Genomic DNA, 18,353 nt, shown 5'->3' with positions numbered 1-18,353 from the left:
TTATAATAACTGGATTCCGTGTTCCAGTGCGCAGTTGTAAATGTCATCCGGCCAGAGGGAGGACTGTACCTCTCCGATATGTGCCTTGCGCAAATAATACATACAGATACGGGACTGTCCGATTCCGCCGCCGATCGTGTAAGGCAGTTCCCTGTTCAGCAGAGACTTCTGGAACGGAAGCTTTGCGCGGTCCTCGCATCCGGAAAGCTTTAACTGCTTTGCAAGCGCTTCTTCATCCACGCGGATTCCCATAGAGGAAAGCTCCAGGGCAATGTCCAGTACAGGGTAGTAGACGATGATATCACCGTTTAATTCCCAGTCATCATAGTCCGGGGCGCGTCCGTCATGCTTTTCACCTGAAGCGAGAACTTTTCCAATCTGTGCCACAAAGATCGCTCCCTTTTCTTTGGCAAGCCGGTGCTCTCTTTCCTTGGCGTCACATCCTGGATACAGGTCTTCAAGCTCCTGGGATGTGATAAAAAAGATATCGTCCGGAAGCAGCGGCTCGATATAGTTATACCGTCTGGAAATATAATCTTCTGTTTCTTTGAGTGCACTGTAGACCTTGCGGACTGTATACTGCAGTGTCTCCATGTTTCGTTCTTCTTTGGAAATCACTTTTTCCCAGTCCCACTGATCTACGTAGATAGAGTGAATATTGTCCGTATCCTCATCTCTGCGGATGGCACTCATATCGGTGTAAAGACCTTCACCGGAATGAAAACCGTAGTGCTTGAGTGCATAGCGTTTCCATTTTGCCAGAGAATGCACGATCTCCGCGGGAGTGTCCTCCTGCTCCTTGATCCCGAACGAAACCGGGCGCTCCACACCATTTAAATTATCATTCAGACCGGATTCCGGTTTTACAAATAAAGGTGCAGATACACGGGTAAGATGCAGTGATTTTGCAAGGGAGCGTTCAAAATAATCCTTGATCTCTTTGATCGCCACCTCAGTCTCGCGGATTGTCAGGGGAGAAACATACCCCTGTGGGATGGTTAAGTGTTCCATATGCCAAACTCCTTTCGTAGGTAAGCTGTATAAGTTTTTGTTCTTATTTAAAAAGATAGGTCTATTTTACAGTCCGAAAAAATGGAAGTCAATGGGAGAATGCAGACAAAGCATCAAAAAATAGAAATCACAGAGAAAAAAGAAGAAAAATGCGAGGGTTTTTGTTGATTTCTTTTGAAAACAATGTGGATTTGTGCACAATTTCACCACGATCCGGATTGCGATTCTTTTGGATTTAAGGTATAATACAACTATAGTGTGTAGGAGATATCATATTTAGGAGAACGAACATGAGAAGATCAAAACGAATTGAGACACTGGATCAGCGCCCGGTAAATCTTGACGGATATATCAATGAATGGCCGGAAATGGGATTTGTGGCAATGACAAGTCCGTATGATCCAAAGCCGTCTGTGAAAGTAGCAAACGGCAGAATTGTGGAACTGGATGGGAAAAAGAGAGGGGACTTTGATTTTATCGATCAGTTTATCGCTGATTATGCGATGAACGTAGAGCGTGCAGAAGCGTCCATGGCAGTATCTTCACTGGAGATCGCGCGCATGATCGTGGATATTCATGTGTCCAGAAAAGAGATTCTGGAGCTTGTGACAGGAATCACGCCTGCAAAGATGACAGAGGTTATGAATCATCTGAATGTCGTAGAGCTGATGATGGGAATGCAGAAGATCCGTGCGAGAAGAACACCGGGAAATCAGGCGCACATCACAAATCTGAAAGATGATCCGGTACAGATTGCAGCGGACGCGGCAGAGGGAGCTCTTCGTGGATTTGCGGAGGAAGAGACGACTATGGGAGTTGCCAGATATGCACCTCTGAGTGCCATGGCGCTTCTGATTGGTTCTCAGGTGGGGCGTCCGGGTGTGCTGACACAGTGCTCCGCAGAGGAAGCAACAGAGCTGGAGCTGGGAATCCGCGGACTGACGACTTATGCAGAGACACTCTCTGTATATGGAACGGAAAAGGTGTTTATCGATGGGGATGATACACCATATTCCAAAGCATTTTTGAATTCGGCGTATGCTTCCAGAGGACTGAAGGTCCGCTTTACATCAGGATCCGGTTCCGAGGTGCTGATGGGAAGCAGTGAAAAGAAATCTATGCTGTATCTGGAGTGCCGCTGTCTGTATGCGACAAAGGGAGCTGGAAGTCAGGGAATCCAGAATGGATCTGTAAGTTGTATCGGAGTGACAGGTTCCGTACCGTCCGGTATCCGGGAAGTCATCGCGGAAAACCTTGTGGCAGCGCTGCTTGGGCTGGAGTGTGCATCTTCCAATGACCAGAGCTTTTCCAACTCCGATATGCGCCGTACTGCAAGAACGATGCTGCAGTTCTTGCCGGGAACAGACTTTATCTTCTCCGGCTATGCGGCAGAGCCGAACTATGACAATATGTTTGCGGGATCGAACTTTGATGCCGAAGACTTTGATGATTACAATGTATTACAGAGAGATATGCAGGTAGACGGAGGACTTCGCCCGGTAACGGAAGAAGAAGTCATTCATGTCAGAAACAAGGCTGCAAGAGCGGTGCAGGCAGTGTTTACACAGCTGGGACTTTCACCGGTGACAGATGCGCAGGTGGAGGCAGTTACCTACGCACATGGAAGCAAAGATACACTGGATCGGGATGTGACCGCGGATCTGATGGCGGCTGAGGATGTATTAAAACGCGGCATCACGGGAATCGATGTCGTAAAAGCGCTGGCAGAGACTGGATTTGTGGATGTGGCAGAGAGTGTGTTGAGTATGTTAAAGCAGCGTGTGGTCGGAGATTACATGCAGACAGCAGCGATTTTGGACAAAGACTTCCATGTATTGTCCGGCATCAATACACCGAATGACTATATGGGACCTGGAACCGGATACCGGGTACAGGGAGAGCGCTGGGAAGAGATCAAGAAGATCCCGCACATCATCAACCCACAGGATATATAGGAGGCAGGATCATGCAGATTAGTGAAGAGTTAATTAAACAGATAACCAATGCCGTTCTTTCGGAGATGGGGCAGGAGACTGGATCACATACATCTTCCGAGGTGCCTTCTATGGCAGGGCGGGACAGGATCAATGAAGAAAAGACATCCTACAGAGATTATCCGCGGGCGAAGCAGGGGACAGATCCAAAGGAAGTTGTGATCGGAGTAGGAGCTGCATTCCAGAAAGAGATTAAAAGAACCATCTGCGGTATTTTACTGGAAGATGTTCTGAAAAATGTGAAAGCGGGAATTGAAGAGGAAGGAATGATCCCGAGAGTGGTCAAAATACTGGATACATCCGATGTCTGTTTTATGGCATTGGAAGCGGCAAAGCTTTCTGGTTCCGGAATCGGGATCGGCATCCAGTCGAAAGGGACAACCGTGATCCATCAGAGAGACCTTTATCCGCTTTCCAATCTGGAATTGTTTCCGCAGGCGCCTCTGATGAATCTGGAGACTTACCGTCAGATCGGACAGAATGCTGCCAAATATGTAAAGGGTGAGCAGGTAGTGCCGATTCCATGTACAAATGATCCGATGTCCAGACCAAAATATCAGGTGAAGGCAGCGTTGATGCACATTGCGGAGACAGAGCAGCTGGATCCGGAAGTTGGAATTGTTGAATGGGAGGAAAGATAAATGCAGTACCCGTTAGGTGAACACGAAAGAGAACAGATCGCATCCAAGACAGGAAAAAAACTGGATGAGATCACGCTGGATGCAGTGATGAGAAACCAGATTGCCCCGGATGACATTAAGATTTCAAAAGAAATGCTTTATGCACAGGGACAGGTGGCAAAAGAAAACGGCAATGATCCGATGGAAAAGAATTTTGAACGTGCTGCAGAACTGGTAGATGTTCCGGATGATGTGATTTTAAAGATGTACGATAAGCTTCGTCCGAATCGTTCCACAAAGCTGGAACTGGTTTTAATGGCACAGGAGCTGTTGGAAAAATACAATGCAAAAAACTGTGCGCGCCTTGTAATGGAAGCGGCAGAGGTTTATGAGAAAAGAGGGATTCTGCTTTGACATATATTGCCGGAGTTGATATTGGAAATTCTACAACAGAAGTCTGTATCGGAGAAGTCGGGGGAGCACAGGTCCATTTCTTAAGCAGTGCTTCCTGTAAGACGACAGGAACGAAGGGGACCATTGCCAATGTTCATGGGATACGGGCAGCATTGAAAGAAGCTATGGGAAAGATTGGGATGGAGACGGAAGCGCTTTCCCTGATCCGCCTGAATGAAGCCGCGCCGGTTATCGGAGATACAGCAATGGAGACGCTTACAGAGACGATCATTACAGATTCTTCCATGATCGGACATAACCCGTCTACCCCTGCAGGTGCAGGGCAGGCAGTCGGAAAAACGCTGGATTTTGAGCGAATCCGGGAAGGCGTGCCGGGAACGCCGTATATTGTATTTGCAAAAGCAGCCGCATCCTATGAGGAGATCGCAGAAGTTATCAACAGAGAGAGGAAGCGGCTGACGATCACAGGTGTGATCCTGCAGGCAGATGAGGCGGTTCTTGTGGAGAATCGTCTGGAAGAAAAAGTGCCGATCATTGATGAGGTGGCGGGAATTCAAAAGCTTCCGGATGATGTTCTGGCAGCGATCGAAGTGGCGCTTCCGGGACAGACAATCCGTATGCTTTCCAACCCGTACGGGATTGCAACGCTGCTCGGACTGGATGCAGAGCAGACGCGGATGATCACGCCGATTGCGAAAAGTCTGATCGGAAAGCGAAGTGCGGTCGTTTTAAAAACACCGGGCGGCAATATCCGGGAGAATCTTCTTCCCGCAGGAAAAATCTGTCTCCATGCAGATCAGGACGCAGTTGTTGATCTGGATGAAGGTGCCGAGAAGATCATGCAGGTAGTTTCGGATGCCGGTACGATCTACGATATGGAAGGAGAGCATGACACCAATGTGGGCAATATGTTCTCAAGGATCAAACAGGGAATGGAAAATCTGGATGAGACTGCGAAGAGAGAGATTCATATTACTGATATTCTGGCAGTGGATACGATGGCACCGGTTCGGATTTCCGGTGCCCTGGCAGGAGAGACCTGTCTTGAGAAAGCGGTCGGAATCGCGGCGATGGTAAAGACGAGGCATCTTCCGATGCAGAAGATTGCAGAACAATTACGGATAGAACTGGGTGTAAACGTGATGGTGGCAGGCGTGGAAGCGGTTATGGCCAGTCTCGGAGCCCTGACGACTCCCGGAACAAGCCTTCCGCTTGCAATTCTGGATATGGGCGGCGGTTCTACGGATGCAGCGGTGATTTCCGAGGATGGAAAGGTATCTATGACGCATCAGGCAGGTGCGGGAGAGCTTGTGTCCATGCTGATCGAGACAGAGCTTGGTCTGGGAGACCGGCACATGGCAGAGCAGATTAAAAAGTACCCGCTTGCCAAAGTGGAAAGTCTGTTCCATATGCGGATGGAAAACGGACAGATGACATTTGTGGAGCAGTCCATTGATCCGAGGTTTTACGGAAGAGTGGTCCTTCTTACGGAGGATGGAATGATTCGGCTGGAACAGGATATCCCGATGGAGAAGATTGTGCAGGTGCGAAGAGAGGCAAAACGTAAAGTGTTTGTGACCAATGCATTTCGTGCATTGAAGAAAGTGGCACCAGGGCAGGATCTGAAACATATTTCGAATGTTGTTTTAGTCGGCGGGTCTGCGGAGGATTTTGAGATTCCGGAAATGCTGATGGAAGAACTTTCAGAATTTCGGATCGTGTGCGGACGTGGAAATATCCGGGGAGAGGAAGGTCCGCGAAATGCAGTTGCAACAGGGCTGGTACTTTCATATATAGGAGAACAGCGATGATAGTGAAGAAACCTTCAATCTTTATATATACACATCTGGCAGATGAAGCAATTTTGCGGGAAGTCTGTGCAGGAGTGGAAGAAGAGGGTGTGTTTTATGAGATTACAGAGTTTCCGGATGAATGTATGGAAAAGCTTTCCTATAAAGCGGCACGGGATTCCATGCTGGGATCCGGAATCGGGATTTTTGGAACGGCCGTCTGTCTGAAAATGCGGGGGCTTGAGAAAGGGCGTAATATCGAGGCATATCTGTCTCCGACAAAAGAGCAGTGCAGAAAAGTGGGAGCAAACAGTGCCCGTGCGATTAAAAAACAGCCCTTTAAATAGCGAAAATGTTCCGGGAAAGGAAATGTGCAAATGAAAGTATATACCAAAAAAGGTGATGGCGGAAATACCTCTCTTGCAAATGGGATGAGTGTTTCGAAAGCAGACGATCGGATCGAGCTGATCGGGACGATCGATGAACTGAATAGTTATATCGGACATGCAAAAGTGCTTTCAGAGGATCATCTGAAGACGAATCTGGCAGAGATTCAGAGAACATTGATGAAGATCATGGCAGCAGTGGCAGATCCGAGAAATCTGGATTACCGCATGAGCGCAGAAGAGACTGTGCATCTGGAAGATCAGATCGATGAGTTGGAAGCTGCGTTTCCGAGAGCCAGGGACTTTGTTTTGTACGGAGGATGTGAGCTTTCCGCAAGACTGGATATTGCGCGGGCTGTGACAAGAAGGGCAGAGCGGAGATTCCGCAAAGTGGCACAGAATTACGGAGCAGATGCAAAAGCCATGCAGTATGTGAACAGACTTGCAGATTATCTGTATGTAGAAGCAAGATTTGCAGATCATCAGGCAGGAAATACAGAGGAAGGAAAGCTGCGGGAGACAGTGATCCAGAATGTGATGAAGAATTTTTAAGACAAAGACCGTATATCAGAAAAAGCACTGGTATACGGCCTTTTGGTTTTTACATAAAACAATAAAACTGTAAAATAAATAAAGAAAGATAAAAAGACAGATAATTATAAAATAAAATATATAAAAACTAAAAATACCATTGACAATATTAAAAAAGAGTGCTAATATAAAGTCAACAAATAAAACAGATGAAACAAACACTCATTTGAAGCGAGGAAAGATAACCGGTGAAAATGAAGAAATTATCGTAATGACGAGAAAGTTACGAGAGAAGTAAAATTCATTTGAGGGGCAGGGTTATCGAGGAAGCGAGAAAATGAGAATCACTTAAGAAAGGAAGGTACAGACCGCCAGGACAGTAAATCTTAAAAACAGGACTTATTAATAAGTGAAGAGAGGTAGAAAAGGTGATTGAGCCAACAATGTAAAGATGGATGTGAATCAAAATAAAAGATTTGCATCCATCTTTCTGTTGTATCTTTCTGAAAAAGTTGGTAAAATATAGGTTGCTATTGACAGATTCAGATAATAAGGGAGAGGTACAATGGATATGATAAATGAAATAGGAAGATGGCTGCAGGAAAAGGAAGTTTTGCCGACCGCATTAGAGCGGCTTGGAATGGCAGACAAGCTGGCAGAGATTGTGCTTATTTCGCTTGGAATTACGGTATTACTGGGAATTCTGAGCTGTTTCTTTGGATTGAAGCTGGCAAGATTCTGGTCATTTCTGACAGTTTTTGTGATTGGAACAGGAGCAGCAGCGGCTGTGGCGATGCAGATTACGTCAGATGAAACACTGAGCGGGATTATTGGTCTTGCGGCAGGGATTATTCTGGCAATCGTGTTTGCAATTTTGAAGCGGGCAGGAATGTTTGTGACTGCCTTTGTACTTGGAGCAGCACTAAGTATATACTGGCTCCGGCCGGCGAATCTGATCTGGCTGCTGGTGTGTGTTGGAATTGGTCTGGTATTTGCGTTGTTGACGATTAAGCTTTTTGTTCCGGTTCTGATGCTTCTTACAGGAGTGACCGGTGCTGTATGCATCAGTCAGGCGGGAACTGTTTTGCTGGGTCATGCAGGAGTTGAATTAGAGCGTTGGATGGTCACGCTGGCATTTGCGGTGCTGGCAGTCCTTGGAATTCTGGTACAGTTTCTGATGGAATCCGGAAAGCGTCAAAAGCTGCATCTGAAAAAAGCTGCGGAGATTCGCGAACAGAATTCCACAGAGAATGAAGTGGATAAAGCCAGAGCTCTTCTGGATGAAGAGTTTAAAGAAGAAAAGCAGGCAGAGAAAGAAGTACATACAGCGGCTGTTCCTCATGCAGAAGAGCTGGAAATGGAATTTGAAGATGAATTTGAAGACGATGACGAGGATGAGGAAGACGAAGAAGTGATGAAAGAAGATCTGATCGTGTCAGAAGAGATTGTTACAGAAGATGAGTATTTGGATAAGGATCTGGATGAAGATTTCGATGAAGATCTGGATGAGTTCTGGGATGATGAGGATGATGATGTAGAAATCGTGGAGATCGATCTTTCGGATCAGGATGACGAAGATAAGTAACACAGACGCACTTTTTCCAATGTGGAAAGCATTGGGAAGAGTGTGTTTTTTTGATGGACTTTCTTGTAAGAGGGATGGCAACGCGGTATAATAGAAAAAAGAGACGAAAGCCTGTGCGTAAGTAAAATGCAGAGACAAAAAGGAGGCTTATCTATGAAAATTGATATGCATTGCCATGTGAAAGAGGGATCGATTGACAGTAAGGTGAGTCTGGAGGATTACATCACACTCCTTAAAAAGAAGGGATTTCAGGGAATGGTGATCACAGACCATAACACATACAACGGATATCGATACTGGAAAAACCACATGAAAGGAAAGGTTCACACTGATTTTGTGGTATTAAAAGGGATCGAATATGATACAAGAGATGCAGGGCACATTCTGGTGATCATGCCGGAAGGCGTGAAGATGCGGCTTTTAGAGATGCGGGGAATGCCGGTATCGCTGCTGATCGATCTGGTGCATCGAAACGGAGGTGTGCTTGGACCGGCACATCCGTGCGGAGAAAAGTATATGAGTATCGCTAATACAAAGAAATTTTATCAGTCGCCGGAAATCATGAAACGGTTTGATTTTATTGAAGCTTATAACTGCTGTGAATCTGTAGTATCAAATACAGGGGCGGCAAGGCTGGCGGCAAAATATAAAAAGGTGACGACCGGTGGAAGTGATTCTCACAAGACCGGGTGTGTGGGACGTGCTTATACGATTCTGCCGGAGCCTGTGACGTGTGAGACAGAGCTGATCTCTATGATCCACAAGAAAGTTCCTTTTGAAGTGGGTGGCGTACAGTATGAAAAGACAACAAAGGACAGGATCGGAAAGGTGAATAAAGTTCTGGTGTATTCATTCTGGCTTTATAATAAAGGCGGCGAGCTTATAAAACGAAGAGGGCGGAAGGTTAAAATGGAGGAAGAACATCCGATTGATCCGATTGATCCGATCGAGTTGTACTACACGGGAAAATCATGATGACGATGCTGTTAAAGTCGATACTGATTTTTATCTTTGTCGTGATTTCCATTTCTGACTGGCGGACGCATAAGATTCCGGACAGATGGAATGCAGGGATTCTTCTGGTGGCAGTACTGCTGGCACTGGTGGATCCTTCGGTTTCCTGGCAGGAGAGGATACTAGGGATGTTTGCGGTAAGTGTCCCGATGGCATGCCTTTTGTTTTTTGTTCCGGGAAGCTTTGGCGGCGGTGATATCAAGTTTGTTGCAGCTGTCGGGGTGGCAATCGGAGTGAAGCTGGTCGTTATGGGAAGTGCGGCAGCAATCCTACTGGCAGGGATTTATTGTATCCGGCTTCTGGCAGAAAAAAGAAACGGGCAAAAGACAGCATTCGCCTTCGGCCCGTTTTTATGTATGGGTATGACAGCAGCCATGGTGTTTGGAGACGCATGGGCTGCGTGGTTTTTATCAGGATAGATTAATGTCTGCCAAGGTGCTGTTCCAGTTTTTGCCGGAACAATTCCAGCTGTGCTTTGTAATTTCTGGATTCCAGTTTCGGGAATGCCTTTAAGAGACGGCGTGCCGGTTTTGGAACCTTTTCTCCCAGATTCTGGGCTCTTGTTTTTAATTCTACAATCTGCATCCGGATTTCTTCGGATACTTCCAGTTTGACATCATCCAGTTTTTGTCTGGAACTTTCCTGCATATCCAGCACGTGCATTACATTCTGATAAAGCTCGGATCCGATCTGATTGGAAATTGCGTGTAATTCGTCGGTGATATGCTTCAGCCGTTCCAGATATTGATTGAACTTCACGATTGCAGAAGTGGTTACAATTATATCAGAAAGCAGAGCAATGCCAAGGATTGCAATCAAAGCAATTCCGGCTGTGTGCGGAATCAGGGATAACACCTGATGGATCAGCGGGTGGACAAAATATACGATGAAAACGCATGCAACGCCCCAGATCAAGGAAAATAAAAGGCAGACATACCCTCCGATATTGAAAGGCAGTTTGGAATAATCCCACCATTTGTTGTGGAACAGCTTGTCCATTGCCCATCCGGTTACGCCCTCTAAAACAGTTACCAGTATGACAGAAGAAATGTACAAAAGTAACAGGTTGGACTGGAAAGCTTCCAGGCATGCGATGACCAGTGTAACGCCAACCCCGTAGATCGGGCAGATCGGTCCGTTTAAAAATCCGCGGTTTACAAAACGATGCTGTTTAAAAGCTGCAAATATGACTTCTGTACACCATCCCAGAAAGCCATATACAAAAAAGTAGAGGATACTATAGTAAATCGACATTAAAAATCATCCTTTCTATCTGAAATATAAACAATATCATGAAGATACAGTGCATGGGCAGGAGCATGCCCGGAATAAGAATGTTCTCCTGCAAAGATCGAAGGAATACAGCAGGCATCCAGTGTGCCCGTTCCGATATCAAGCAGCAGCTGCATGAGTGTTGCGGGCATGAATGGCAGAAAATCACTGCCTTCCAGGAAAAGCTGCATTTCGTCATCGGAATGCTCAATCCGGAGAGAATAGAGTTCTCTCATGATTGCTTTTTTCTTTTTGACAGGAGAAAAGCAACGGACATCATGCCTGCCTTTCAAAAAAGAAAATGCTTCCTGCATTCGCAGGGGATCCGGCAAGTCGGGGAGAAATAAAGTATACTTCTGACGGAAAACATCAGGAGTCGGACCGGTTTTGATACAAAGCTCCCAGATACAGTGTTTGGGGAGTAATTCTGCATGAAAACGTTCGGAAACCTGTCTGGCATCTAAAACGGCGATATCCTGAGGCAGCACCTGATTCAGACTGCTCTTTAGAGCAGAAGGCAACAGGGAAGAAGTGGTCTGAAAGCTGAGAATCTGCCCTCTTGCATGAACACCAGGGTCTGTTTTTGCGGCACAGAATAACTGTATGTCCTCTTTGAGCAGCCTGGCAAGAGCAGTATGGATTCTCCCCAAGACCGTATCAAGATTTTCTTTTTTGGGAGCGGCCTTCCAGCCTGCATACCGGGTGCCGTCATATTCAACTGTAAGCATGAGAGTCTGCATAGAAATCCTCCTGAATATTTGATTCTAGTTCAATATTGTACAGGAAGACGAGACAGAATGCAATGAAATGAAAAGAAGAAGGTTTTATGCCTTCTTCTTTAACATGGACGCAGCCATATTGACGGTGCGGTCGATCTGTGCTTTTTCGGCATCTGATTTTCCTTCTTTCAGAAGATCCAGAATCAGAGTGATTTCTTCCGGCGAGAACTGAATATTATGCTTTCCCGCATTGGTGATCAGTGCGAACAAGATGGGCGCGAGGTCTTTTCCGGATTTTCCGGCAGTTTGTGCAGCGGCCATTTTAATCAGTTCCAGTTTGATTGGATCCATGTTCTGCATTTTTGGATGATTCATCCATTCGTTCATGTGAAGTACCTCCTTTAGAAGTTGTAAAATCCATTTGATTCATTGTATCGGAAAACATGGCATCATATGTCTGAAACATTTCTTTTTGTTCCGGATTCAACATTCCCATCAGCAGATCAGGAGAAAAACCGGTAGGATTGTCTGCCGGCATATTCTGAAAAAGCTCCATCATCTGCAGAAGCTGGTTTACCTGCGCCATCTGCTGTGATTCTTCTTCGGAAAGATAGGGTGAGAGGTCACTTAAAATCCGGGATGGAGAAAGAGAGTCAGAAGGAGGGGAAACCGGAAATCCCCGAAAGAGATGAATGGCATTCTGCAATTCATTCAGGCGGATGAAGATCCCCAGCATCCGTTGGCCGTTTGTTGGAAGATAGGGCAGCAAAAGTTTGATCGTCTGTAATTGTCTGGAAGTAGTCAGTTCATCAAAAGGTGTCAGAAAGTGTTTTGGATTCTTTTCCATAAATCCTCCCGGTATGTAGCGTTGTAAATATATATGTGGAAAAGTACACGAAAATGAATGAAAACCTGAATGACTTTTTTTAGTTGGTATCATACTATAAAGAAAGGAAGAAAAAAGAAAAGAGGATTTTTATGAAACGAAAACTGATCATTGACGGAAATGCGGTATACGAGATTGATGAAAACTGCATGTTGAAAAACAGGTTGGACAAAGAGAAGGAAAAGAAAGACAGAGAAAAGATCCGGTCGGAAAAAGCCGGGCATTAAAAATTCCCCGGCAGATTGCCGGGGAGTTTTGCGTTCAAAGGCAGATTAGCATCCGCATCCGTTATTGCTGCATCCACATCCGTTGTTTCCGAATCCATTGCCGCATCCTCCGCAGAAGATCAGAAGAAGGATGATCCACAGACAGCTGTCATTGCCGCATCCGTTACCGTTGCTCCATCCATTGCCACATCCGCCACAGCACAGAAGCAGGAGAATGATCCAGATACAGGAGTTCCCGCCAAAGTTTGATTCGCATCCACATCCGCAGTTTGTTGCACTTAATTCACTCATTTTAAATCCTCCAATAATGTTGTTTACAGTTCTATAATATGTGGATAGGGGAAATGTGTGAGAAAATTGTTTTAATAAATTTTTTACAGGAGTTGAATTGGTCTTAATACTTATTTTACTTGGCCTGTGCTATTTTTTAGAAAAGGGAAGGAGAAGATGGGTTATGAAGATCATAAAAATGGATAAAAAAATAGAGAAAGAACAGAATAGAGAACTGGAGCAGTTTTGCAGACAGATCAGAGAATATGTACAAAGCGGACGCATCCGTGAGTGTGAACAGTTGATTCCACAGTACATGCAGGTTTTCTGCCGGCAAGCTACAATATGGAGCAGTACAGTTCTTTTGCGAGAAAGTGTACGATAAGACCTGCGTATGGATGGGAAGACTGCGGGAGGAAAGGCACACATCATGGTATAAACACATCCGGCAGAAGAAGTGAATATTCTGATAAAAAAGGAATGTTCATAAATGAAACAGGCAAAGCAGATCATTGGATACTGGTGTGAAGAGATCCAAAGAGAAAGTGCTTTGGGGCAGGGAATCTGCGTCGCGGTTTTAGATACCGGGGAATGAGTTATTATAATGCTAAGTTAGAAAGAACCCAGTAAATACAAGGGTTTCGCTGACTTTTGTCCTACGAAAAAATGAGAAACACTATGATAATTTTGATGATGAGTACCGGTATCAGAGTCAAAATATAGTGGTGAAAAGGAGGTTTGCAATAATATAACTCAAGGTGGTTAGAGTATAAATTTGCTGGTTGATTTTATAATACTGATTTTCTTTCCGCCCGGAAGAAAGAGATATTATGATTAAAGGTTTTATGCTTTAAGTACATGGAGTTTGGTATTATTAAAAGTGATTTGCTGGTATTGGGAGGAGTGGGGTGTATATGATGAAGGAAAGATTAAGAAAATCAATAGTACGAGCTGTGTTTATATTCTTGTGGGGATGGCTAATGCACTATTTTTACATAGAAGAAGGACAGATTGATATATTCAAAATGTGGTTACTAATTGGTTTTCCGTTTGGCATATATAAAATTCATTTATGGTTGATACCTAAAAATTTAGATATTGGTGGTACTGTTGGTGTATGGACTATGAATATAATTATTGGGTGCATCATGGGTGGTTTTGTTGTGATAGGATATATTTTAAGATTACTATATGATGTTTTTACTGTAATGGTAGAGCGGGTTTGGTAACAGAAAAAAGCAAGTATGAGAAGAGTGCTACATACTTGCTTTTTCTGTTTCATCAGGTTCTAACAATTCATCGTAAGTAGTATTCAGACAATCCCGAATACCACGAAGTTGCGAAGCTGTGATGTGTTGAATTCCACGTTCGATTTTAACAAGAGATTCTCTTGTGATATTTATATTCTGTAACTGAAGCATACGGACAAGTTCGGTTTGATGGATACCTTTGGATAATCTGATTTTTCGTATGTTCTTTCCAATAAAGATATCTGTTTGTTTGATTTTTTGTTCCATAATTACCCTCTTATATCTGGACTCATATTAGTCCTTTTTTATCTTTATCATAACGGGTGAAAATGATACAATGGGACTAGAATGAGTCCACTTAGTGGAATAGTAAAAAGATATTTATTGAAAGGTGTTGGAATATGAAATTGAATGGACAGGGATGCTATCGAATTAAAAAGTGGGTATTTTGGGTAATGGTTTTATTGTTTATTACCTTAATTACTATGGCAGGGCAGAAAGAAAAGATTAGAGAGAAATGGCTGCACAGCCAAAAGAGAGTAGAGATATCTTTTGAGGGAGAAAAGTCCGAACTGAAAGATATTAGTACATGTTATTTATGCGGTTTAAACAATGAAAGTCTAATGGGGGTATTTCAGGGATCGGATGATATTGGAATTATATCTTTGTTGGATTGGTATATAGTGGAATTGAGATTAGATAGCTATAAGGATTCTAAAGGTTCACAGATTACATATACCAATACAGGAGGTACATTCTATTCGACTGGTGGATCACCAAGCCGGGGAATGGCAAATGCGGAAATAATGCTTCCAGATACTTATAAGTTGGATATGAATTTTTTGGCGGAGCATTTGTGTCAGAAATGTTTAGATAAGATTACAGAGAGCTTGAGATATTCAAAATGGGAATACGAAGAAAAGAAAGTAATACCACTTTGTATAGTCGATTTTCAGACTTTAGAAATATACTCTTTGCAAGATTATCATGCAGGATGTATGGTAAGAGATTATTGGATAAATATGGAACATGAAGAAAATGAAATTAGGGTTGAAGCATTTTATGTGCCAGAACGGATTTAAGGATACTTTCAGTGATATGAAGAAATGAACTATAATTTTCTAAATAAATATCTCCCATTATATGGTTTGGTGTGCTACCCGTCAAGTAGACAAATAAAAAAATATAAAGTTTTTGTGTTGCCCAGTATATGCCGGGCAACATTTTTATGCTACTAATAATTGTTTTTCGTAAAATTCCATCGGTGTTAAGATTCCAAGTCCACGCTGCGGACGATCATTTGTATAATAATTCATATATTCCGTAATTGCCTGAACTAATTCTTCTCTAGTATGAAACTTTTGTTTGTAGTACATTTCTCGTTTTAGGATTCCCCAAAAGCCTTTCATCGGACCATTATCTGTGCAATGAGCTACGAAGAATTTTCCGCAGACCGTATCTGTTTATGCGACATAGGGCTAGACGTATGGAACATCGTATTGCAAGGGCGGTAAGTGCTGGCGGTATTTCGGGCGGTGTGGCTGGTGCGGTGGCTGGAAGTGCCGTTGCTGGCAAGAGAGCCGAAAGAAAAAATACGGCTTCTAAAGAAAATCGGGGCAATACCACTTCCAGCATGGGACAGCGTGCAGGCTCAAAGGTGGGTGCTGTCTTAGATACGAAAAATAAAGTGAAAGACAAGGCAAACGCTGTCAAAGAAAATATCAAGGATATGCCGACTCAGACCGCTTATGCGGTGTATTCTGCAAAGGAAAAGGCAAAGTCCAGCGTGTCCGACTTCAAGCGTGTGTTGTGGTATACTAAAGTTGTAACATTCCGTTCGGATAAAATAGAATAAAACGAACAAGGAGAAACCACCATGACCAAAAAGTACAGCGAAGAATTTAAAAAGCAGATGGTACAGGAATATTTAAAAGGTACCAGCTATCCAAAACTTTCAAAAGAATATCAGGTTGCAAAATCCACCCTTGTAGGATGGGTAAAAAAATACAGCGAAGAATGCCAGTCTACAAAGCCACAAACCTCTCCCTCTTTTTCAGAAAATGCAAAGGAAATACACGAGCTTCATAAGCGTATCCAGGAACTGGAAAAGGAAAATCTTTTCTTAAAAAAAGCGGCGGCATTCTTTGCAAAGGAAATCGATTAGAGGCTTATCGATTTATTGATGAACATAAGGATTTCTTTGGGTTACGCTGGTTATTAAAGCATTTCCATATTTATCCCAATGCTTATTATAATTACCGGAAAAACCGGAAGAAATCTTTTCTGCAGCATCGGCAACAAGTTTTTGAACAAATTAAAACCATTTATTATAATAACAACCGAATTTTAGGACATAGACCCATGAGGATCTTTTTGAAAAGGCAGGAGATTTCTCTAAGTAAGACTACCGTCCATAAATATATGAACCAAATTCTGGGACTTCATGCAAGGATCATGAGAAAGAAGCCGGCATATGTCCATGGAACAAAAAATAAGATTTTCCCAAACCTCCTAAAGCAGGATTTCCATTGTACGGAGCCAAACCGGATATGGTGTACAGATTTCACCTATATCCGTATGAGGAATGGAAAAATGCGTTATAACTGCTCTATTCTTGATTTATATGACCGTAGTATAGTTGCCACTTTAAATTCGGATTATATCAATACGGAATTGGCAAAAGCAACTTTAGAGAAGGCACTGATGGAAGAAAAGCCTGAAAAAGGATTGATTTTACATAGCGATCAAGGCTGCCAGTTTACATCATGGGGGTTTATCAATTATTGTGAAAGCAGGGGGATTTGTCAGAGTATGAGTAAGGCAGGCTGTCCTTATGATAACGCACCGATGGAGCGCTTTTATAACACACTAAAAAATGAACTGATATATCCTAATCATTTTTATGATGCAGCCAGCTTAGATGAAGCACTAAACCGATATGTGTACGTATGGTACAATCATGTCCGTCCTCATTCCTACAATGATTGGAAAACACCATTTGAAGCTCGATATGCCGGGTGAATTTTCGAACAAAGTGTTACAAAAATGCTTGACCACTACAATACTTTAGGGTGGAAATCAATCGAGCTACTACTTTTTGATTGCGTCGGTTCGTATTATAGTTTGAACTATCCAGATAGGCGTCCTGTGATTCCCCATACTTTTCTGTAAAATAATAGGACATAAGCGAACGGAGGTTACGTTCGATCTGGAGTAAATATTTAAAAAATAAATCTCGTAAATCAGAGTCAAATTCATATAAGGCAACAATTTCCTCGAATGTTGTTCCTATTTTATATGTTTTGGTAAAAGGAACTCGGAATAAGTGCTTGTACCCACCAATCAAAGGGAAATATCCGATTTGCTTGAGCATGGCTTCTGCATAAGCTCGATCAGATATGATGATTACTTTGTCCTCTAAATGTTGTATTTGCTGCTCAAAGCTGGCAAATGTTTTTTTCGTCATAGTATTCACCTCTATATAGCAAAAGAGGGAGAGACCCGCAGGCTCTCCCCCGGTTACGGGCTTCGCAAGTTTCCGCAACACGATCACTGAACCTAATATAACAAACCAATGTAAAAATGTCAACTGTTTCCGAAGGAATCTTCCACAGGAGATTTACAAAGGATTATAAGGTTCTAGGGTAGTATATGTATTGACTGGGTAAATAATACATCAGAGAAATGAATGAAGGGGACTATAAGTATAAAAAAATAGCGTTCTATTAGGCTGCGGAGCAAGAAAAATTCTTCCATTCTTTATGTGGATAAAGTATAATATTATAAAACAAATCCAAATTGTATGTGGAGGAATATGAAGTGAAAATATATTACAAAGGCTTTTTATGCAATCTTGCCCCCTATCGTGTGATGGGCGAAGATAGACATGCATTATTTCCTATTACCCAGTCGAATGATCCTATATTTTATGAAGAATTTGATGAAGTTCACTATGGATTATGGGCGAAAGTATTAACAGATGAAGAATATCAAGAAATCGTTGATGCTGTTACGAAAAATGAATAGACAACTTTGAATTTGGGAGATATAAAAATGGTATATAATGATTTGAGAAGTAAGCTAAATGAATACAACTGGGATGACGGATTTGAAATTCCAAAACAAATACTTGCTGCCCCCAGTTGTGATTTAGCACTAGCATTAGAGATATTTTATTTAAGTGATGGTTATGCTTTCTTAGACGATTCAACAAAGACAACTGACTTAAAAGAATGGAGGAAATTTATTACCGTTCTCTATGATGATATATTGAACAATAAATTTCCAAAGACAAGCACAGCATTTGAAATTCCATTATCCCAAGTTCAAAAATACAAACTTCAGAAAAAAGGTATTTCAAAAATTTTTTTGACTGACTTATAAC

Annotated in this window: 25 protein-coding genes and 1 pseudogene; 17 read left to right on the top strand and 9 right to left on the bottom strand. The window is 43.0% G+C overall.

Translation table 11 applies throughout. The features are described from left to right. Window positions 1-1,011 (bottom strand): aspartate--ammonia ligase, encoded by a 1,011-nt coding sequence (asnA, locus tag FXV78_RS01330; RefSeq protein ID WP_004841800.1) that lies wholly within the window; start codon window positions 1,009-1,011, stop codon window positions 1-3. Between the two features lie 290 nt (window positions 1,012-1,301). Between asnA and FXV78_RS01325 the strand changes: the two genes are divergently transcribed. From FXV78_RS01325 to FXV78_RS01285, 9 genes are all read left to right on the top strand, one after another. After that, window positions 1,302-2,966, top strand: coding sequence for a propanediol/glycerol family dehydratase large subunit (locus FXV78_RS01325; RefSeq protein ID WP_004841799.1), 1,665 nt, complete (start codon window positions 1,302-1,304; stop codon window positions 2,964-2,966). Between the two features lie 11 nt (window positions 2,967-2,977). Next, complete coding sequence (locus tag FXV78_RS01320) at window positions 2,978-3,646, top strand: propanediol/glycerol family dehydratase medium subunit (protein ID WP_004841797.1); 669 nt, start codon at window positions 2,978-2,980, stop codon at window positions 3,644-3,646. Continuing rightward, window positions 3,647-4,039, top strand: coding sequence for a diol dehydratase small subunit (locus tag FXV78_RS01315; protein WP_004841796.1), 393 nt, complete (start codon window positions 3,647-3,649; stop codon window positions 4,037-4,039). Further along, window positions 4,036-5,850 carry a diol dehydratase reactivase subunit alpha gene (locus tag FXV78_RS01310; protein ID WP_004841795.1) on the top strand — a complete coding sequence of 605 codons (1,815 nt, stop codon included), beginning with the start codon at window positions 4,036-4,038 and terminating at the stop codon, window positions 5,848-5,850. Before FXV78_RS01315 ends, FXV78_RS01310 begins: the two co-directional genes overlap by 4 nt. After that, window positions 5,847-6,176, top strand: coding sequence for a glycerol dehydratase reactivase beta/small subunit family protein (locus FXV78_RS01305; RefSeq protein WP_004841794.1), 330 nt, complete (start codon window positions 5,847-5,849; stop codon window positions 6,174-6,176). Before FXV78_RS01310 ends, FXV78_RS01305 begins: the two co-directional genes overlap by 4 nt. A gap of 30 nt (window positions 6,177-6,206) precedes the next feature. Further along, the gene (locus FXV78_RS01300; RefSeq protein ID WP_004841792.1) at window positions 6,207-6,767 is read left to right on the top strand and encodes a cob(I)yrinic acid a,c-diamide adenosyltransferase; all 561 of its coding nucleotides are present in this window, start codon (window positions 6,207-6,209) and stop codon (window positions 6,765-6,767) included. 544 nt (window positions 6,768-7,311) lie between these two features. Further along, window positions 7,312-8,331, top strand: coding sequence for an ABC-2 transporter permease (locus FXV78_RS17755; protein WP_004841791.1), 1,020 nt, complete (start codon window positions 7,312-7,314; stop codon window positions 8,329-8,331). Between the two features lie 153 nt (window positions 8,332-8,484). Then, window positions 8,485-9,306: a PHP domain-containing protein gene (locus FXV78_RS01290; protein ID WP_009244833.1), complete on the top strand. Its 822-nt coding sequence runs from the start codon at window positions 8,485-8,487 to the stop codon at window positions 9,304-9,306. Next, window positions 9,306-9,764: a prepilin peptidase gene (locus tag FXV78_RS01285; protein WP_050785327.1), complete on the top strand. Its 459-nt coding sequence runs from the start codon at window positions 9,306-9,308 to the stop codon at window positions 9,762-9,764. The genes FXV78_RS01290 and FXV78_RS01285 overlap by 1 nt, the downstream gene beginning before the upstream one ends. Before the next feature lies 1 nt (window position 9,765). Here the strand turns inward: FXV78_RS01285 and FXV78_RS01280 are convergent, their stop codons facing one another. From FXV78_RS01280 to FXV78_RS01265, 4 genes are all read right to left on the bottom strand, one after another. Then, complete coding sequence (locus FXV78_RS01280; RefSeq protein ID WP_004841786.1) at window positions 9,766-10,599, bottom strand: putative ABC transporter permease; 834 nt, start codon at window positions 10,597-10,599, stop codon at window positions 9,766-9,768. After that, on the bottom strand, window positions 10,599-11,357 hold the full coding sequence (locus tag FXV78_RS01275) for a tRNA pseudouridine synthase A (RefSeq protein WP_004841784.1): 759 nt from the start codon (window positions 11,355-11,357) through the stop codon (window positions 10,599-10,601). The genes FXV78_RS01280 and FXV78_RS01275 overlap by 1 nt, the downstream gene beginning before the upstream one ends. An 84-nt stretch (window positions 11,358-11,441) precedes the next feature. Beyond that, entirely contained in the window at window positions 11,442-11,723 is a 282-nt protein-coding gene (locus FXV78_RS01270; protein WP_024854290.1) for a hypothetical protein, read from the bottom strand. Next, window positions 11,659-12,183 (bottom strand): hypothetical protein, encoded by a 525-nt coding sequence (locus FXV78_RS01265; protein WP_004841781.1) that lies wholly within the window; start codon window positions 12,181-12,183, stop codon window positions 11,659-11,661. Before FXV78_RS01265 ends, FXV78_RS01270 begins: the two co-directional genes overlap by 65 nt. Before the next feature lie 131 nt (window positions 12,184-12,314). On the opposite strand from FXV78_RS01265, the gene FXV78_RS18410 reads away from it, so the two are divergent. Beyond that, window positions 12,315-12,449: a hypothetical protein gene (locus FXV78_RS18410; protein ID WP_009244828.1), complete on the top strand. Its 135-nt coding sequence runs from the start codon at window positions 12,315-12,317 to the stop codon at window positions 12,447-12,449. Between the two features lie 45 nt (window positions 12,450-12,494). On the opposite strand, the gene FXV78_RS01260 is transcribed toward FXV78_RS18410, so the two are convergent. Continuing rightward, complete coding sequence (locus FXV78_RS01260) at window positions 12,495-12,740, bottom strand: hypothetical protein (RefSeq protein WP_004841775.1); 246 nt, start codon at window positions 12,738-12,740, stop codon at window positions 12,495-12,497. Between the two features lie 163 nt (window positions 12,741-12,903). On the opposite strand from FXV78_RS01260, the gene FXV78_RS01255 reads away from it, so the two are divergent. Together FXV78_RS01255 and FXV78_RS01250 are read left to right on the top strand one after the other, a co-directional pair. Then, window positions 12,904-13,104, top strand: coding sequence for a hypothetical protein (locus FXV78_RS01255; protein WP_004841773.1), 201 nt, complete (start codon window positions 12,904-12,906; stop codon window positions 13,102-13,104). A 529-nt stretch (window positions 13,105-13,633) separates the two neighbouring features. Next, window positions 13,634-13,948 (top strand): DUF6050 family protein, encoded by a 315-nt coding sequence (locus FXV78_RS01250; RefSeq protein WP_003021560.1) that lies wholly within the window; start codon window positions 13,634-13,636, stop codon window positions 13,946-13,948. A 27-nt stretch (window positions 13,949-13,975) separates the two neighbouring features. Here the strand turns inward: FXV78_RS01250 and FXV78_RS01245 are convergent, their stop codons facing one another. Further along, on the bottom strand, window positions 13,976-14,236 hold the full coding sequence (locus FXV78_RS01245) for a helix-turn-helix domain-containing protein (protein ID WP_003021562.1): 261 nt from the start codon (window positions 14,234-14,236) through the stop codon (window positions 13,976-13,978). Window positions 14,237-14,370: 134 nt separating this feature from the next. Here FXV78_RS01245 and FXV78_RS01240 point away from each other — a divergent pair, with 134 nt between their 5' ends. Further along, a complete protein-coding gene (locus tag FXV78_RS01240; RefSeq protein WP_003021564.1) occupies window positions 14,371-15,051 on the top strand; it encodes a hypothetical protein in 681 nt (226 codons plus the stop codon). 144 nt (window positions 15,052-15,195) lie between these two features. On the opposite strand, the gene FXV78_RS18750 is transcribed toward FXV78_RS01240, so the two are convergent. Beyond that, window positions 15,196-15,345, bottom strand: coding sequence for an IS3 family transposase (locus tag FXV78_RS18750; RefSeq protein WP_233447402.1), 150 nt, complete (start codon window positions 15,343-15,345; stop codon window positions 15,196-15,198). A gap of 59 nt (window positions 15,346-15,404) precedes the next feature. On the opposite strand from FXV78_RS18750, the pseudogene FXV78_RS01230 reads away from it, so the two are divergent. After that, window positions 15,405-15,773, top strand: a pseudogene (locus tag FXV78_RS01230) (YtxH domain-containing protein); the annotation flags it as partial. Between the two features lie 72 nt (window positions 15,774-15,845). Next, window positions 15,846-16,990, top strand: a protein-coding gene (locus tag FXV78_RS01225; RefSeq protein ID WP_089438678.1) for an IS3 family transposase whose coding sequence is annotated in 2 segments (ribosomal slippage) — window positions 15,846-16,091 and window positions 16,094-16,990 — 1,143 coding nt in all. Because the reading frame shifts where the segments join, the coding sequence is not laid out codon by codon here. A 16-nt stretch (window positions 16,991-17,006) separates the two neighbouring features. Here FXV78_RS01225 and FXV78_RS01220 read toward each other — a convergent pair. Next, window positions 17,007-17,435 carry an Abi family protein gene (locus FXV78_RS01220; RefSeq protein WP_233447395.1) on the bottom strand — a complete coding sequence of 143 codons (429 nt, stop codon included), beginning with the start codon at window positions 17,433-17,435 and terminating at the stop codon, window positions 17,007-17,009. Window positions 17,436-17,788: 353 nt separating this feature from the next. Between FXV78_RS01220 and FXV78_RS01215 the strand changes: the two genes are divergently transcribed. Then, window positions 17,789-17,995 carry a hypothetical protein gene (locus tag FXV78_RS01215; RefSeq protein ID WP_172620979.1) on the top strand — a complete coding sequence of 69 codons (207 nt, stop codon included), beginning with the start codon at window positions 17,789-17,791 and terminating at the stop codon, window positions 17,993-17,995. Window positions 17,996-18,022: 27 nt separating this feature from the next. After that, a complete protein-coding gene (locus FXV78_RS01210; protein ID WP_004221612.1) occupies window positions 18,023-18,352 on the top strand; it encodes a DUF4274 domain-containing protein in 330 nt (109 codons plus the stop codon). Window position 18,353: the final 1 nt, after the last annotated feature.

The organism is Mediterraneibacter gnavus ATCC 29149, from assembly GCF_008121495.1.
Lineage (GTDB): Bacteria > Bacillota > Clostridia > Lachnospirales > Lachnospiraceae > Mediterraneibacter > Mediterraneibacter gnavus.
The sequence above is the reverse complement of the archived record's forward strand: the minus strand, read 5'-3'. Positions and strand labels throughout refer to the sequence as shown.

Bases quoted from the DNA above. Each gene is read 5' to 3' on its own strand.
- FXV78_RS01320 (WP_004841797.1), top strand. From the start codon at position 2,978: ATGCAGATTAGTGAAGAGTTAATTAAACAGATAACCAATGCCGTTCTT.
- FXV78_RS01275 (WP_004841784.1), bottom strand. From the start codon at position 11,357: ATGCAGACTCTCATGCTTACAGTTGAATATGACGGCACCCGGTATGCA.
- FXV78_RS01245 (WP_003021562.1), bottom strand. From the start codon at position 14,236: ATGGAACAAAAAATCAAACAAACAGATATCTTTATTGGAAAGAACATA.
- FXV78_RS01260 (WP_004841775.1), bottom strand. From the start codon at position 12,740: ATGAGTGAATTAAGTGCAACAAACTGCGGATGTGGATGCGAATCAAAC.
- FXV78_RS01315 (WP_004841796.1), top strand. From the start codon at position 3,647: ATGCAGTACCCGTTAGGTGAACACGAAAGAGAACAGATCGCATCCAAG.
- FXV78_RS01220 (WP_233447395.1), bottom strand. From the start codon at position 17,435: ATGACGAAAAAAACATTTGCCAGCTTTGAGCAGCAAATACAACATTTA.
- FXV78_RS01325 (WP_004841799.1), top strand. From the start codon at position 1,302: ATGAGAAGATCAAAACGAATTGAGACACTGGATCAGCGCCCGGTAAAT.
- FXV78_RS01210 (WP_004221612.1), top strand. From the start codon at position 18,023: ATGGTATATAATGATTTGAGAAGTAAGCTAAATGAATACAACTGGGAT.
- FXV78_RS01265 (WP_004841781.1), bottom strand. From the start codon at position 12,183: ATGGAAAAGAATCCAAAACACTTTCTGACACCTTTTGATGAACTGACT.
- FXV78_RS01250 (WP_003021560.1), top strand. From the start codon at position 13,634: ATGATGAAGGAAAGATTAAGAAAATCAATAGTACGAGCTGTGTTTATA.
- FXV78_RS01300 (WP_004841792.1), top strand. From the start codon at position 6,207: ATGAAAGTATATACCAAAAAAGGTGATGGCGGAAATACCTCTCTTGCA.
- asnA (WP_004841800.1), bottom strand. From the start codon at position 1,011: ATGGAACACTTAACCATCCCACAGGGGTATGTTTCTCCCCTGACAATC.
- FXV78_RS18410 (WP_009244828.1), top strand. From the start codon at position 12,315: ATGAAACGAAAACTGATCATTGACGGAAATGCGGTATACGAGATTGAT.
- FXV78_RS01255 (WP_004841773.1), top strand. From the start codon at position 12,904: ATGAAGATCATAAAAATGGATAAAAAAATAGAGAAAGAACAGAATAGA.
- FXV78_RS01305 (WP_004841794.1), top strand. From the start codon at position 5,847: ATGATAGTGAAGAAACCTTCAATCTTTATATATACACATCTGGCAGAT.
- FXV78_RS01285 (WP_050785327.1), top strand. From the start codon at position 9,306: ATGACGATGCTGTTAAAGTCGATACTGATTTTTATCTTTGTCGTGATT.
- FXV78_RS17755 (WP_004841791.1), top strand. From the start codon at position 7,312: ATGGATATGATAAATGAAATAGGAAGATGGCTGCAGGAAAAGGAAGTT.
- FXV78_RS18750 (WP_233447402.1), bottom strand. From the start codon at position 15,345: ATGTACTACAAACAAAAGTTTCATACTAGAGAAGAATTAGTTCAGGCA.
- FXV78_RS01280 (WP_004841786.1), bottom strand. From the start codon at position 10,599: ATGTCGATTTACTATAGTATCCTCTACTTTTTTGTATATGGCTTTCTG.
- FXV78_RS01270 (WP_024854290.1), bottom strand. From the start codon at position 11,723: ATGAACGAATGGATGAATCATCCAAAAATGCAGAACATGGATCCAATC.
- FXV78_RS01290 (WP_009244833.1), top strand. From the start codon at position 8,485: ATGAAAATTGATATGCATTGCCATGTGAAAGAGGGATCGATTGACAGT.
- FXV78_RS01240 (WP_003021564.1), top strand. From the start codon at position 14,371: ATGAAATTGAATGGACAGGGATGCTATCGAATTAAAAAGTGGGTATTT.